Raw genomic sequence first — 15,137 nt, forward strand, 5'->3', positions numbered from 1 at the left:
GCGGGCATCCAGTTGTGGGCGCAACGAAGCGCGACGCCGCCCGGCGCGCACGTCGCGCGTCGGACCCTGATACGGCGTGCGTCGAGTGTACCGCGGTGTCAGGACTGCAAGAAGGGGTATGCAGAAGGATGAACCTGACGGATTGTAAGGTATCGCGGCCATCGAGAAAACCCGCGCGATGCGCGCGGCGGGCCGGCGAGGCGGGGAACGCGCCGCGACGAACGCGTATCGGGCGCCCGGACGGCGCGCGCGGCAAGCGCATCGTCCGGGCCGGAGACGGCGCGCGGAAGGCGCCGCTGGACGGGCTCAGAACGTGACGGCGATCCCGGCCATGCCGACGAACTGGCCGTGCGTCGTCGACGGCGTGAGCTGCTGCGAATCGCCGACGATCGGCGCCGCGTCGACGATGTGGCCGGCGCCTTGCGCGCCGAGCGTCCGCCCGCTCGAATGCGTGTACGCCTGCAGCGCGTAGAGCGTCGTGCGTTTCGACAGGCTGTACGACTCCTTCAGCGAATACTGCTGATAGCGGGCCGCGTTCGCGACGCCGTTCGCCTTCGACGCGAGCGTATACGCGAATGCGCCGGCCACCGAGAACGTCGGCGTGAAGCGGTACGCGGCAAGCGCGCCGTAGGTGTTGAACACGGCCGTGTCGGTGAAGGTCGAGCCGTTGCCGGGCAGATACTTCACGTTCGAATAGTTGAGCCCCAGCGTCAGGTCGCCGAGCGTGTAGTTGCCGGCCGCCGCGACCTGCTCGACGGCTTTCGCGGTGAGGTAGCCTTGATTCAGCACGGATACCGCGAAGCTGCCCGACGATGCGGTGGCCGGATTCAGGAAGCCCGCCGACGAGCCCGAGCTGTTGATCCGCAGGTAGCCGGCCGCGATCCCGACCGGCCCGTTCGCATAGCGCAGCGCGGCGCTGAACGTGTTGCCCTTGCCGGTCGCGCCGGCAATGCCGCCGAATGCGTACATCGCGCTCGCGCTCAGCCCGGCGAAGGTCGGCGACGTATAGGTGACCGAGTTGTTTACGCGAATCGTCGTGTCGAGGCCGTCGATGTCGCCCGGATGCGCGCCGGTGGCGCCCGTCAGCCAGCTGCTCGACGCGTACGGGCCGACGAACAGAAAGTAGGGCGTGTACTGGCGGCCGGCCGTGACCGTGCCGTAGCGAACGTTGCGCAGGCCGACGAACGCCTGGCGATTGAACAGCGTGCCGGCGGCGGCCTGCGCGCCCGTATTCAGGTTGAAGCCGGCCTGCAGGTCGAAGATCGCGTGCGTGCCGCCGCCGAGATCCTCGTCGCCGCGCAGCCCGAACTTCGACGCATATAGGTTGCCGTCGCGCATGTAGACGTTCGAGTGTCCCTGCTGGTTGTTCACGTACGCGAGCGAATCGTCGACGACGCCGTACAGCGTGACGCTGCTCTGCGCGTGGGCGGCGGTCGTGCCGAGCGACGCGGCCGATAAAATCAGGATTGCATAACGGTTGGCGGATGCTTTCATTGTCGATCTCCGGGTCTCTTCATCTTTTCAAGGGGCGGGAGGTTGAATGCCTCCTCTGTGACAGGGAGCGGGCCGCGCGAACGGCCCGCCCGATCGGGTTTGCTTCGGCTTTCGTGTTCGGTGGTTCAGTGGTCGAACGCGACGACGAGGCGGCGCCACGCACCGTCCCGCGCATCCTGCTCGACCCGCGCACCGCGCACGGCAACCGGGCCTTGCAGCGACGCGGGCAGCAGGATCTCGACGCGATCGGCCGGGCGCGCCGGGCGGCCGTCCCAGCGGACCGACACGCCGAGCACGCCCGACGCCTCGCGGCCGGTCTCGATGCGCCACAGGCCGTATTCGCCGTCGCGCCATGCTTCCGTCTCGCCGTCGTCCTCGACGCATTCGCCGTACGCGACGCCGTCCTCGATCCGCGGTGCGACGAGGAAGCCGCGCGTATCGGCGCGCGCACCGAAATGCTGTTCCGCGACGTTCAGCGGCAGCACGCGGCCTTCGCGCAGCAGCGTCACCGGCGTGTCGAGCGGCGCGGGCAGCGTCACGCTCGCGCCGCCGTCGAACGACTGCGCGCTCGCACAGCACGTCCAGCGTGCGCCCGCCGGCAGGTAAACCGTGCGCTCGGTCAGACCGGGATCGACGACCGGCGCGACCAGCAGCGCGTCGCCGAGCATCATGTCGTCGCATGCGTCGTAGCAGCGCGCATCGCCGGGGAAATCGGCGAAGGTCGGCCGCAGCACGGGCTCGTAGCGCGTGGTCGACAGCCACAACAGGTGATAGAGGTACGGCAGCAGCCGGTAGCGCTGCTTGATCAGCGACGCGATCTGCGCGGTGATCTCCGGGTACATCCACGGTTCGTTGACGGTGCCGTCGTCGTTCCACGAATGAATGCTGAAGCGCGGCATGAAGATGCCGAACTGCACCCAGCGCAGCAGCAATTCGGGCGACGGCGCGGGGCCGGAGAAGCCGCCGATGTCGTGGCCGATGTTCGACACGCCCGACAGCGCGAGCCCGAGGCCCATCTTCAGGTTGTAGCGCAGCGTTTCCCAGGACGTGAAGTTGTCGCCGGACCACGTCTGCACGTAACGCTGCATGCCGGCGCCGCCGGAGCGCGACACGAGGAACGGTCGGCGCGCCGGCGCATGCGCGCGCTGCGCATCGCGCGACGCACGCATCATCAGCATCGTCTGGAGCACCTTGGCTTCGCGTGCCGGAAACGGTTGGCCGAAGCCGTGCGCGATCGCGTCGGGCGACCAGATCTCGTATTCGTTGTTGTCGTTCCAGGTCGACTCGATTCCGTATTCCAGCAGCGCCGACGTGACCTGCTCCTGCCACCATCGGTAGGTGTCCGGCTGCGTGAAGTCGAGATACGCGCCGACTTCGTCCCAGAACTGCACCCATGCGGGTTCGCCGGATGCCGAGCGGATCAGCAGAGCGCGCTGCGCGGCTTCTTCGAACGCGGGATGGTCGCGCAGCAGGCACGGCTTGATGTTCGCGCACAGGCGGATGCCGTGGTCGCGATAGTGCTGCACGAAGCCCTTCGCGTCGGGAAACTTGTCGCGGTTCCAGTTGAACACGTAGCGCTTCGCGCCGATCGACGTATAGCCCGACGACAGGTGGAACGAATCGCACAGGATGTCGTGCGCGTCGCACTGCTCGACGAACTGGTTCATCTGCTGCTGGGCGTCCGGCGCGTCGGTGTAGCTCATCGTCGAGCCCGAATAGCCGAGCCCCCATTTCGGCGTGCGCGCGGGGCGCCCGGTCAGCCACGTGAAGCGCCGCGCGGCCGCGAGCGGCGTATCGGGCGACGCGATGAAGTAGTAGTCGAGATCGCCGTGCTCGGCGACGAAATAGCGATAGGGCCCGTGATAGTTGTCGAGCTCGCGGCCCATGTCGAACGAGCAGTCGGACAGCGTGTCGTAGAACAGCCCGAACCCCTGGCACGCATCGGGCGACCACGTGATGTAGAACGGGATGTGCTTGTACAGCGGGTCGGTATGCTTCGCGCTGTAGCCCATCGCGTCGATGTTGCGCATCTCGAAGCGTGCGCCCGTGCGATCGAGTTCGCCTGCGCGTTCGCCGAGGCCGAATACCTTGTCGCCGCGCGCGCGGGCGACGTAGTGATACGCGCGCTCGTCCCACCAGCCGAAGTTGTACGCCTGCGTCGGGCGGTCGGCGAGTGCGACGCGCCATGCGCCGTCCGCGCCGCGCATCGACCACGTGCAATGGCCGCCTTGCCGGCGCACCGTGAGCCGGACCTGCGCGGTTTCGATGCGCATGCCGTCGTCGTCTTCCACGAAGTCGTAGTGGGGCAGCGCGAAGCCGCTCAGGTCGAGGCGGTCGCGCCCGTCGAGCGGCACGTCGTCGAGACCGGGCGCGATCGTCCACGTGCGCGGGTTGCGCGCCGTCGCGTCGGGGAGCACGCGCACGCGCACGATATCGTCCTCGAGCACGAAGATTTCGAGAGTCGCGCCCGTATCGGAGGCGAGCAGCACGCGGTTCGCGTGGTGACTGGCGACGCGGAACACGGGCGGATGAAGAAGCGAAGTCATGAATGCGATTTCCTGGTGAAAACGGATGTCACGCGTGCTGCGCGAGCAGGCGTTCCTGCTTCGACTGCCCGCGGATCAGCACCGCGAGCAGCGTGACGCCGACGATGTCGAACAGGCCGAGGCACGCGAACAGCGGCGCATAGCCGATCTTGTCCGCGAGCGCGCCGACCAGCAGCGAGAAGCCGAGGCCGCCGATCCACGCGGCCATCCCGGCGAAGCCGCTCGCGGTGCCGACTTCCTCGGGATCGAACACGTCGGCCGACAGCGTGTTGACGAGCGCCGAGATCATCTGGTGCGCGAAGCCGCCGACGCAGAACAGCGCAATCGCCGTGTACGGCGACGACACGAGACCGATCATCGCGGGCCCGAGCATCAGCACCGCGCCGAGCGCGACGCCGGCGACGCGCGACCACACGAGCGGCAGCCTGAAGCGATTGGCGAGATACGGCGACAGATAGCCGCCCGCGATGCCGCCTGCGTCGGCCGCGAGAAACGGCATCCACGCGAACACCGCGATCTGCGTGAGCGGCATGTGGCGCTCGGTCGCGAGGTACAGCGGAATCCAGAAGCTGAAGGTCTGCCACGCGGGTTCCGCGAAGAAGCGCGGCAGCGCGATCGCCCAGAAGCGGCGCGCGGTGACGACGTCGCGGATGCGGCGCTTCGACACGGGCGGCATCGTGGCCTGGCCGTCGCGGATCAGCGTGCGCTCCTGCGGCGTGATGCGCGGATGATCGGCCGGGGACCGGTACTGCGTGTACCAGAGCGCGGCCCACACGAATCCGAGCGCGCCGGTGACCATGAACGCGGCCTGCCAGCCGAACCGCATCGACAGGAACACGACGAGCGGCGGCGCGATCGCGGCGCCGAGCGACGTGCCCGCGTTGAAGTAGCCGACCGCGACCGATTTCTCGCGATCGGGAAACCATTCGGCGACGGCCTTCATCCCGGACGGAATCGCGGCGGCCTCGAACAGGCCCAGAAAGCCGCGCAGGATGCCGAGCGACAGCCAGCCGGACGCGAAGCCGTGCGCGACGCCGACCACCGACCACAGCATCGCGAACAGCGCGAAACCGAGCCGCAGCCCGATCAGGTCGACGATGAACCCGCATACCGGTTGCATGATCGTGTAACCGATCTGGAAGGCGCCGACGATGTACGAGTACTGCTGCGTCGAGATCGCGAACACCTGCTTGAGCTCGGGCGCGAGCACCGCGAGGGAATTCCGTGCGAGGTAGTTGAGGATCGTGCCGAGACACACGAGCACGATGATCCACCAGCGCAACGCCTTGACTGTCTTCACTGCTGTCTCCTGTCAGGGAGGGCGGGCGCGCGGCGCCTGCCCGGTCCGTGAGGGCCATCCGTCCGGATGGCTTGTTTCGTTTTGTTCGTACGATGTCCGATCTTGATGCGCGCCGGTTTTACCGGTTTATATCGAAATCACGGTGTTCGAGCGAACATTCGGTCGTCTTCGAGCTGCAATGTTATCTGACGACTGATCATTTTCGAACATCCTATGTTCGAATGCGAATCCGGTCAACGTGAATCTGCATTCGAACGAACGTACTCGGGGTTTTCCCGATGAACGGTCGCGACCGGGCGAGCGGCAGCGCAGGCGGTTGCCCGTCGAAGGCCCGTGCGGCGGCCCGGACGATCGTCCGGACGGTCGACGCACGCCGGGTGGGGCGTGACAACCCTGATGAAAATTTATTTCTTTTCGGAAGACGGATTGTGTAAATTGATTTTCATCGAACCTTGCAACAACCCTTCGCATGACGCCTCTCATTCCGCCCGATGTCAGTCACGACGAACCCGCGATCGCCGAGCGGATCGCGTCGGCGATGCCGTTGATGACGCCGATTCACCGGCGCATGGGCGAATTCGTGCTCGCGAACCCGTTTCGCGCGGCGACGATGCGGATCGACGAGCTCGCGCAGGCGGTGAATGCGTCGATCGCGACCGCGAACCGCTTCGCGAAGGCGCTCGGTTTCGACGGCTATCCGGCGATGCGCGCGGCGCTCGTGCGCGGCTTCGAGGCCACGCTCGGGCCGGTCGAACGGCTGCGTTCCGCGCAGGAGCAGGAATCCGGCGTGCGCGGCGCGGTCTGGATCGACGCGGTGTTCGACCAGGCTGCCGCCAACATCGAGAACACGCGTGCGCAACTGGACGCAGCCGATGTCGAGGCGGCGGTCGAGGCGATCGTCGGCGCGCGGCGCGTGCTGATTCTCGGCGCCGGGTCGAGCGCGTTTCTGGCCGGATTGATGGAGCACGGACTGTCCGTCTGTCATGACAGCGTGCAGTCGCTCGCGCTGCTCGGCGGGCCGTCGCATGCGGCGCGACGCCTGTACACGGCCGATTCGCGCGATCTCGTGATCGCGCTCGCGTTTCCGCGCTACGTGAAGGACACGATCGAGCTGGCCCGTCGTGCGGCGGCGCGCGGCGCGCGCGTGCTCGGCATCTCCGACGGCCCGCAATCGCCGCTCGCGCCGATCGCGTCGCTGAACCTGTACGTCAAGGCCGAGCGGCGTTTCGCGGCCACGTCGGAAGCCGCCGTGCTGACGATGATCGAGGCGCTGATCGATGCGGTCGCGCTGCGCACGCACCGGTCCGCGAAATCCGCCGCCGAGATGACCGAATTCCTGCTGCCGTGGCTCGTGCAGCCGCAAGCGGCGTTGCCGGCCGCCAACCCTTCTTTCCCCCGTCCGAAAAAATCATGACTTCATCCGCGATCGTCGCGATTCACGGCGGCGCAGGCACGATCCTGCGCGAAGCGATGGACACCGACACCGAACGTCGGTACCGCGCCGAACTCACCGCGATCCTGCAGGCCGCACAACGGGTGCTGGCCGACGGCGGCAGCGCGCTCGACGCCGTCACCGTCGCGGTGCGGATGCTCGAGGATTGCCCGCTGTTCAACGCCGGGCGCGGCGCCGTCTATACGGCGGAAGGCAAGCACGAACTCGATGCGGCGGTCATGGACGGCGCGACGCTCGGCGCCGGCGCGATCTGCTGCGCGACCCGCGTGCGCAATCCGGTGCTCGCCGCGCGGCGCGTGATGGAGGCGAGCGAGCACGTGCTGTTCGCCGGCGCGGGCGCCGATGCGTTCGCGGCCGCGCAGGGGCTCGAACTCGCCGAGCCCGGCTACTTCGACACCGAGGCGCGGCATGCGCAGTGGGTGAAGGCGCGCGCGGCGGCCGGCGCGATGCTCGACCACGATGCGGCGACGTTCGTGTTCGGCCAGTCTCAGCAACAGACGCAGCCGGCCGAGCCGCTCGATCCGGACCGCAAGCACGGCACGGTCGGCGCGGTCGCGTGCGACCTGAACGGCCACATCGCGGCGGCGACGTCGACAGGCGGCATCACGAACAAGCAGCCGGGGCGCGTCGGCGATTCGCCGATCATCGGCGCGGGCTGCTATGCGGACGACGCGACCTGCGCGGTATCGTCGACGGGCACCGGCGAGATGTTCATGCGGCTCGCGACGGCCTACGACGTCGCCGCGCAGATCGCGTATCGCGGCGCGTCGCTCGCCGATGCCGCGCACGACGTCGTGATGAACAAGCTGCCGCGCCTGGCCGGCCGCGGCGGGATCATCGCGGTCGACGCACGGGGCAACGTCGCGATGCCGTTCAACACCGAAGGGATGTACCGCGGCTACGCGCGCGTCGGTGAAGCGCCGGTCGTCGGCATCTACCGCGACGACGCGGCGTGATCGCGAATCGCACGAGGAGAGACGCATGACTTCGAGCCGTAACCCGTCGGTCCTGACGCTGCCCGAGCAGCGCGTGGTGGCCGTCGACGATCTGTCGGTGACGTTCCGCCGCGAAGGCGCGACGTTCGACGCGGTGCGCAACGTGTCGTTTCACGTCGATCGCGGCGAGACGCTCGCGATCGTCGGCGAATCGGGCTCGGGCAAGTCGGTCACGTCGCTCGCGCTGATGCGCCTCGTCGAGCACGGCGGCGGCGAAATCACGAGCGGCCGGATCGCGTTCCGGCGCCGCGGCGGCGCGCTGGTCGATCTCGCGCAGGCGCGTGCCGCGACGATGCGCGGCATCCGCGGCGCGGACATCGCGATGATCTTCCAGGAGCCGATGACGTCGCTGAATCCGGTATTTACGGTCGGCGACCAGATCAGCGAGGCGATCGCGCTGCACCAGTCGAAGGGCGCCGCCGAAGCACGCGCGGAAGCGCTGCGGCTGCTGGATCTGGTGCGCATTCCCGAAGCGCGCCGCGTGTTCGCACGCCATCCGCACCAGTTGTCGGGCGGGATGCGGCAGCGTGTGATGATCGCGATGGCGCTGTCGTGCCGGCCCGCGCTGCTGATCGCCGACGAGCCGACGACCGCGCTCGACGTGACGATCCAGGCGCAGATCCTGCAGTTGATCCGCGGGCTGCAGGACGAAATGAACATGGGCGTGATCTTCATCACGCACGACATGGGCGTGGTAGCCGAGGTCGCCGACCGCGTGCTCGTGATGTATCGCGGCGAGAAGGTCGAGGAGGGCGAGTCCGAGCGGATATTCGCGACGCCCGCGCATCGCTACACGCGGGCGCTGCTCGCGGCGGTGCCGCGGCTCGGCTCGATGCAGGGCACCGACGTCCCCGAGAAATTCCCGCTGCTCAAGGTGGACGGCGCGAGCGCGACGGCGCCGACCACGGCGTCCGCGGCGAACGACGCGCAGCCGCCCGTCGATCACGCCGCGCCGCCGATCCTGCGCGTGCGCGATCTTGTCACGCGCTTTCCGGTGAAGAGCGGCGTGTTCGGCCGCGTGTCGCAATACGTGCATGCGGTCGAGCGCGTGAGCTTCGAGCTGCGCGCGGGCGAGACGCTCGCGCTCGTCGGCGAATCGGGCTGCGGCAAGTCGACCACCGGCCGTTCGCTGTTGCGCCTCGTCGAGTCGCAAAGCGGCTCGATCGAATTCGACGGCCGCGACATCAGCGCGCTGAAGGGCCCGGACCTGCAGGCGTTGCGCCGCAACATCCAGTTCATCTTCCAGGACCCGTTCGCGTCGCTGAACCCGCGCCTGACCGTCGGCTTCTCGATCATGGAGCCGCTGCTGGTGCACGGCGTCGCGAGCGGCGGCGAAGCGCAGGCGCGGGTCGACTGGCTGCTCGACAAGGTCGGCCTGCCGCCGGAGGCCGCGCGCCGCTATCCGCACGAATTCTCGGGCGGTCAGCGCCAGCGGATCGCGATCGCGCGTGCGCTCGCGCTGAACCCGAAGGTCGTGATCGCCGACGAGTCGGTGTCGGCGCTCGACGTGTCGGTGCAGGCGCAGATCGTCAACCTGATGCTCGACCTGCAGCGCGAGTTGGGCGTCGCGTACCTGTTCATCTCGCACGACATGGCGGTGGTCGAGCGCGTCAGCCATCGCGTCGCGGTGATGTATCTCGGCCAGATCGTCGAGATCGGCCCGCGCCGCGCGGTGTTCGAGGCGCCGCAGCATCCGTACACGAAGAAGCTGATGAGCGCGGTGCCGGTGGCCGACCCCGCGCGCCGGCATGCGCCGCGCCAGCTCGCGGCGGACGAGATTCCGAGCCCGATCCGCGCGGTCGGCGACGAGCCGCTCGTCGCGCCGCTCGTCGCGGTCGGCCCCGATCATTACGTCGCGACGCATCGTGTCGGCGGCGCGTATTGAGTGGGGGAGCGTGCGCGGCGACGACGGCGCACGCACCCGCAGGCAGTCGAAACCGAAACGCCCGTGAGGCGTCACCGATTCACCGATAGGAGCCCAGCAAAATGACCCAGCAGCATCCGTTTTCGATGTTCCGTCCGCGCGCATGCTTCGTCGCGCTTGCCGGCGCGTTTGCGCTGTCGGCCGCGCTGCCCGCGTACGCGCAGCAGACCGCGGTGATGGCGGTGGACTCGACCTTCACGACGATGGACCCGTACGACGCGAACGACACGGTGTCGCAGGCCGTCGTCAAGTCGTTCTACCAGGGCCTGTTCGGCTTCGACAAGGACATGAAGCTCGTCGACGTGCTCGCGACGGGCTATGAAGCCAGCCCCGATGCGAAGACGTACACGATCAAGCTGCGCTCGGGCGTGAAGTTCCACGACGGCACCGATTTCAACGCGGCCGCCGTGAAGGCGAACTTCGACCGCGTGACCGATCCCGCGAACCACCTGAAGCGCTACAACATGTTCCGCGTGATCGAGAAGACCGAGGTCGTCGATCCGACCACGGTGAAGGTCACGCTGCGCGAGCCGTTCTCGGCGTTCATCAACACGCTCGCGCACCCGTCGGCCGTGATGATCTCGCCGGCCGCGCTGAAAAAGTGGGGCCGCGACATCGCGCTGCATCCGGTCGGCACCGGGCCGTTCGAGTTCGTCGAGTGGAAACAGACCGACGACCTGAAGGTGAAGAAGTTCGCGGGCTACTGGAAGAAGGGCTATCCGAAGATCGACGCGATCGACTGGAAGCCGGTGGTCGACAACAACACGCGCGCGGCGCTGATGAAGACGGGCGAAGCCGATTTCGCGTTCCGCATTCCGTTCGAGCAGGCGACCGAGCTGAAAGGCAACCCGAAGGTCGACGTCGTCGAGCGGCCGTCGATCGTGCAGCGCTACGTGTCGCTGAACATGCTGCAGAAGCCGTTCGACAACCCGAAGGTGCGCCAGGCGCTGAACTACGCGGTGAACAAGGAAGCACTCGCGAAGGTCGCGTTTTCCGGTTTCGCGACGCCGTCGACCGGCGTGGTGCCGCAGGGCGTCGATTACGCGACGAAGCTGGGCCCGTGGCCGTACGACCCGGCGAAGGCGCGTGCGCTGCTGAAGGAAGCCGGCTATCCGAACGGCTTCGAGACGACGCTGTGGTCCGCGTATAACAACTCGACGTCGCAGAAGGCGATCCAGTTCGTGCAGCAGCAGCTCGCGCAGGTCGGCGTGAAGGTGCAGGTGCAGGCGCTGGAAGCCGGCGAGCGCGTCGCGAAGGTCGAGAGCGCGCCGGATCCGGCGAAGGCGCCGGTGCGGATGTACTACATCGGCTGGTCGTCGTCGACGGGCGAAGCGAACTGGGCGATCACGCCGCTGCTGGCGGCCGCGTCCGCGCCGCCGAAGCTCGTCAATACCGCGTACTACAAGAACGACGCGGTCGACGGCGATCTGACGAAGGCGCTCGAGACGACCGATCGCGCGAAGAAGGCCGAGTTCTACGCCGATGCGCAGAAGCAGATCTGGGCCGATGCGCCGTGGATCTTCCTCGTGCAGGAGAAGATCGTGTATGCGCGCAGCAAGCGGCTGCAGGGCGCGTACGTGATGCCGGACGGCTCGTTCAACTTCGACGAGATCTCGCTGAAATGACGGCGGTTCGTCCGCCATGCCGTGCCGGCGGCGCGAGCCGCCGGTGCGCTGATTCGATCGGTGCCCCATGCTGAATTTCCTCGTCAAACGCCTGTTCGGCCTGCTGCCCACGCTCGCGATCGTCGCGGTGCTGGTGTTCCTGTTCGTGCACCTGCTGCCGGGCGATCCCGCGCGACTCGCGGCCGGCCCCGAAGCCGACGACGCGACGATCGCGCTCGTGCGCGCAGATCTCGGGCTCGACAAGCCGATGCCCACGCAGTTCGCGAACTTCTTCGTGAAGATCGCGCACGGCGATTTCGGCGTCTCGACGCGCAGCAAGCGGCCGGTCTCGACCGAGATCGGCGAACGTTTCATGCCGACGCTGATGCTGACGCTCGTCAGCATGGGGTGGTCGACGCTGTTCGGGATGGCGATCGGGATTGCGTCGGCGGTCTGGCGCAATCGCTGGCCCGACCGTCTCGGGATGACGCTCGCGGTGTCGGGCATCTCGTTTCCCGCGTTCGCGCTCGGCATGCTGCTGATGGAAGTCTTCTCGGTGAAGCTCGGCTGGCTGCCGGTCGTGCCGGACGGCTCGTGGAAGAGCTACGTGCTGCCGTCGCTGACGCTCGGCGCCGCGGTCGCGGCCGTGATGGCGCGTTTCACGCGCGCGTCGTTCGTCGAGGTGCTGAACGAGGACTTCGTGCGTACCGCGCGCGCGAAGGGCGTGCACGAGCCGATGGTCGTGCTCAAGCACTGCCTGCGCAATGCGATGATCCCGGTCGTCACGATGATGGGGCTGCAGTTCGGCTTCCTGCTCGGCGGCTCGATCGTCGTCGAGGTCGTGTTCAACTGGCCGGGGCTCGGGCGCCTGCTCGTCGACGCGGTGACGATGCGCGACTACCCGGTGATCCAGGCGATCGTGCTGCTGTTCTCGCTGGAATTCATCCTGATCAACCTGACCGTCGACGTGCTGTACGCGGTCATCAACCCGACCATCCGGTTCAAGTGAGGCGCGAATGAACGCGACTGCCCAGCCCGCGGCGCCGGCCGCACCGACCGCGATCCGCACGCCGTGGCGCGAATTCTGGCGCAAGTTCCGCAAGCAGACCGTCGCGCTCGTCGCCGGCGGCTTCGTGCTGGCGCTCGTGGTGCTCGCCTTCGTCGGCCCGCACATCGTGCCGTTCGATCCGGAGAACTATTTCGACTACGACGCGCTGAACGCGGGGCCGTCGGCCGTGCACTGGTTCGGCGTCGATTCGCTCGGCCGCGACATCTTCAGCCGGATCGTCGCGGGCACGCGCATTTCGCTCGCGGCCGGCTTCTTCTCGGTTGCGCTCGGCGCGGCGATCGGCACGTTGTTCGGGCTGCTCGCCGGCTATTACGAAGGCTGGTGGGACCGCATCACGATGCGCATCGCCGACGTGCTGTTCGCGTTCCCGGGCATCCTGCTCGCGATCGGCGTGGTCGCGATCCTCGGCAACGGGATGGTCAACGTGATCTGCGCGGTCGCGATCTTCAGCATCCCGGCGTTCGCGCGGCTCGTGCGCGGCAACACGCTGATGCTCAAGCACATGACCTATGTCGAGGCCGCGCGCAGCATCGGCGCGTCCGACTGGACGATCATCATGCGGCACATCCTGCCGGGCACCGTGTCGTCCGTCGTCGTCTACTTCACGATGCGGATCGGCACGTCGATCATCACCGCCGCGAGCCTGTCGTTTCTCGGGCTCGGCGCGCAGCCGCCGACGCCGGAGTGGGGCGCGATGCTCAACGAGGCGCGCGCGGACATGGTGACGGCGCCGCACATCGCGGTGTTCCCGAGCCTCGCGATCTTCCTGACCGTGCTCGCGTTCAACCTGCTCGGCGACGGGCTGCGCGACGCGCTCGACCCGAAGCTGGAGCGCCGTTGATGCGCGCCGCACCGATGTGGGCGGCGACGCTGACGGCCGGGCCGCGCGGCACGATCGCCGACGTGCCGGGCGTGACGGTCGGCCATTGCACGCTCGATGCCGGCAACGTGCAGACGGGCGTGACCGTCGTGAAGCCGCATCCGGGCGACGTGTACCGCAGCAAGGTGCCGGCCGGGGCGGCCGTGATCAACGGTTTCGGCAAGAGCGTCGGGCTCGTGCAGGTCGACGAGCTCGGCACGCTCGATACGCCGATCGCGCTGACCAATACGTTCGGCGTCGGCGCGGTTGCCCACGCGCAGATCCGTGCGGCGATCGCGGCGAATCCGCAGGTCGGTCGCGACTGGCCGACCGTCAATCCGCTCGTGTTCGAGTGCAACGACGGTTACCTGAACGATATCCAGGCATGCGCGGTCACCGCCGCGCATTACGACGACGCATGCCGCGCGGCGTCTCGCGACGTCGCACGCGGCGCGGTGGGCGCCGGGCGCGGGATGTCGTGCTTCGACCTGAAAGGCGGGATCGGCTCCGCGTCGCGCGTGGCCGTCGCGGCCGGCCGGCCCTATACGGTCGGCGCGCTCGTGCTCGCGAATTTCGGCCGGCTGCCGATGCTGACGCTCGGCGGCGTGCCGCTCGGGCGCATCGTCGCGCAACGGCGCGCGGCCGAAGCCGCCTACGCGGCGCCGCCCGAGCAGGGCTCGATCATCCTGTTGCTGGCCACCGATGCGCCGCTCGACGCTCGGCAGTTGTCGCGGCTCGCGCGCCGCGCGGCGGCGGGGCTGGCCCGCACGGGCTCCGTCTACGGACATGGCAGCGGCGATATCGCGCTCGCCTTCTCGACCGCCTACACGATCGCGCACGACGCATCGACGATCGCGCTGCCGGCCCTCGTGGCCGATGCGGCGCTCGATCCGCTGTTCATGGCCGCGGCCGAAAGCGTCGAGCATGCGATCGCCGACGCGTTGCTGCAGGCAGTGACGGTCGCCGGGCGCGACGGCCACGTGCGGTCATCGCTGCGCGACGCGGTGCCCGATCTCGACCGGTTGTTCAACGAAGACGACGAAGGACGTTCGACCCCGTCATGAAGATCCTGATCTCGACCGACATCGAAGGTGTCGCCGGCGTATTCGCCACCGAGCAGACGCGCGCCGGCAATCCGGAATACGAGCGGGCGCGCCGCTGGATGACCGCCGAGGCGAACGCGGCGATCGAAGGCGCATTCGCCGGCGGTGCGCAGGCCGTCTGGGTCAACGATTCGCACGGCGGCTTTCGCAACCTGCTGCCCGACGGGCTCGATGCGCGGGCGCGCGTCGTGCTCGGCAAGCCGCGTACGCTCGGGATGATGGCGGGCCTCGAACAGCAGCCCGACCTCGTATTCATGATCGGCTATCACGCGAAATCGCAGACGCGCGGCGTGCTCGCGCACACGATCAACAGCTTCGCGTTCACGCAGGTGTGGCTGAACGGCGTCGAGCTCGGCGAAGCCGGGCTGTACGGCGCGCTGGCGCATGAATACGGCGCGCACGTCGCACTCGCGACGGGCGACGACGTATTCGCCGAGGAAACGCAGCCGCTGTTCCCGGATGCGCGTTTCGAGACGGTCAAGACGGCCGGCGGCGCATCGAGCGGCGAGACGCTCACGCCGTCCGCGTCGTGCGCGCGCATCGCGACCGCCGCACGGGAGACGGTCGCGCACGCGCTGTCGTCCGGCCGGCGCGCGGGCGCCCATCGGCCCGCGCCGGCCGCTTGCACGCTGCGCGTGCAGACGGCCGCGCAGGCCGACCTGTTCTGCGTGCTGCCGTCGCTCGAGCGTGTCGATGCGGTGACGCTGCGTTTCGACGGGCCGTCGGTCGAGCACGCGGTGCGCACGCTGAACAGCCTGTCGGCGATGTCGTTCATGTTGCGGTGACGTGT

Annotated in this window: 11 protein-coding genes; 8 read left to right on the plus strand and 3 right to left on the minus strand. The window is 68.3% G+C overall.

Annotation, left to right across the window (positions count from 1 at the left end; genetic code table 11):
* Positions 1-306: 306 nt before the first annotated feature.
* From WS54_RS05250 to WS54_RS05260, 3 genes are all read right to left on the minus strand, one after another.
* Positions 307-1,494: a porin gene (locus WS54_RS05250; RefSeq protein ID WP_059783780.1), complete on the minus strand. Its 1,188-nt coding sequence runs from the start codon at positions 1,492-1,494 to the stop codon at positions 307-309.
* 125 nt (positions 1,495-1,619) lie between these two features.
* Complete coding sequence (locus WS54_RS05255; protein WP_059783778.1) at positions 1,620-4,040, minus strand: glycoside hydrolase family 31 protein; 2,421 nt, start codon at positions 4,038-4,040, stop codon at positions 1,620-1,622.
* Positions 4,041-4,068: 28 nt separating this feature from the next.
* Positions 4,069-5,340: an MFS transporter gene (locus tag WS54_RS05260; RefSeq protein ID WP_059783776.1), complete on the minus strand. Its 1,272-nt coding sequence runs from the start codon at positions 5,338-5,340 to the stop codon at positions 4,069-4,071.
* A 469-nt stretch (positions 5,341-5,809) separates the two neighbouring features.
* Here WS54_RS05260 and WS54_RS05265 point away from each other — a divergent pair, with 469 nt between their 5' ends.
* The 8 genes from WS54_RS05265 to WS54_RS05300 all read left to right on the plus strand — a co-directional run bounded on the left by WS54_RS05265 (position 5,810) and on the right by WS54_RS05300 (position 15,132).
* Positions 5,810-6,754, plus strand: a complete 945-nt coding sequence (locus tag WS54_RS05265) for a MurR/RpiR family transcriptional regulator (protein ID WP_059783774.1) — start codon at positions 5,810-5,812, stop codon at positions 6,752-6,754.
* Entirely contained in the window at positions 6,751-7,749 is a 999-nt protein-coding gene (locus WS54_RS05270; RefSeq protein WP_059783772.1) for an isoaspartyl peptidase/L-asparaginase family protein, read from the plus strand. The genes WS54_RS05265 and WS54_RS05270 overlap by 4 nt, the downstream gene beginning before the upstream one ends.
* Positions 7,750-7,774: 25 nt before the next feature.
* A complete protein-coding gene (locus WS54_RS05275; RefSeq protein ID WP_059783770.1) occupies positions 7,775-9,673 on the plus strand; it encodes a dipeptide ABC transporter ATP-binding protein in 1,899 nt (632 codons plus the stop codon).
* Between the two features lie 101 nt (positions 9,674-9,774).
* The gene (gsiB, locus tag WS54_RS05280) at positions 9,775-11,337 is read left to right on the plus strand and encodes a glutathione ABC transporter substrate-binding protein GsiB (RefSeq protein ID WP_059783769.1); all 1,563 of its coding nucleotides are present in this window, start codon (positions 9,775-9,777) and stop codon (positions 11,335-11,337) included.
* Between the two features lie 67 nt (positions 11,338-11,404).
* A complete protein-coding gene (gsiC, locus tag WS54_RS05285) occupies positions 11,405-12,325 on the plus strand; it encodes a glutathione ABC transporter permease GsiC (protein WP_059783767.1) in 921 nt (306 codons plus the stop codon).
* 7 nt (positions 12,326-12,332) lie between these two features.
* A complete protein-coding gene (gene gsiD / locus WS54_RS05290) occupies positions 12,333-13,226 on the plus strand; it encodes a glutathione ABC transporter permease GsiD (protein ID WP_059783765.1) in 894 nt (297 codons plus the stop codon).
* Positions 13,226-14,308: a DmpA family aminopeptidase gene (locus WS54_RS05295; protein WP_059783763.1), complete on the plus strand. Its 1,083-nt coding sequence runs from the start codon at positions 13,226-13,228 to the stop codon at positions 14,306-14,308. The genes gsiD and WS54_RS05295 overlap by 1 nt, the downstream gene beginning before the upstream one ends.
* On the plus strand, positions 14,305-15,132 hold the full coding sequence (locus WS54_RS05300; protein ID WP_059783761.1) for a M55 family metallopeptidase: 828 nt from the start codon (positions 14,305-14,307) through the stop codon (positions 15,130-15,132). The genes WS54_RS05295 and WS54_RS05300 overlap by 4 nt, the downstream gene beginning before the upstream one ends.
* The last annotated feature ends 5 nt before the right edge of the window (positions 15,133-15,137 follow it).

This window comes from Burkholderia sp. NRF60-BP8 (assembly GCF_001522585.2).
GTDB lineage: Bacteria > Pseudomonadota > Gammaproteobacteria > Burkholderiales > Burkholderiaceae > Burkholderia.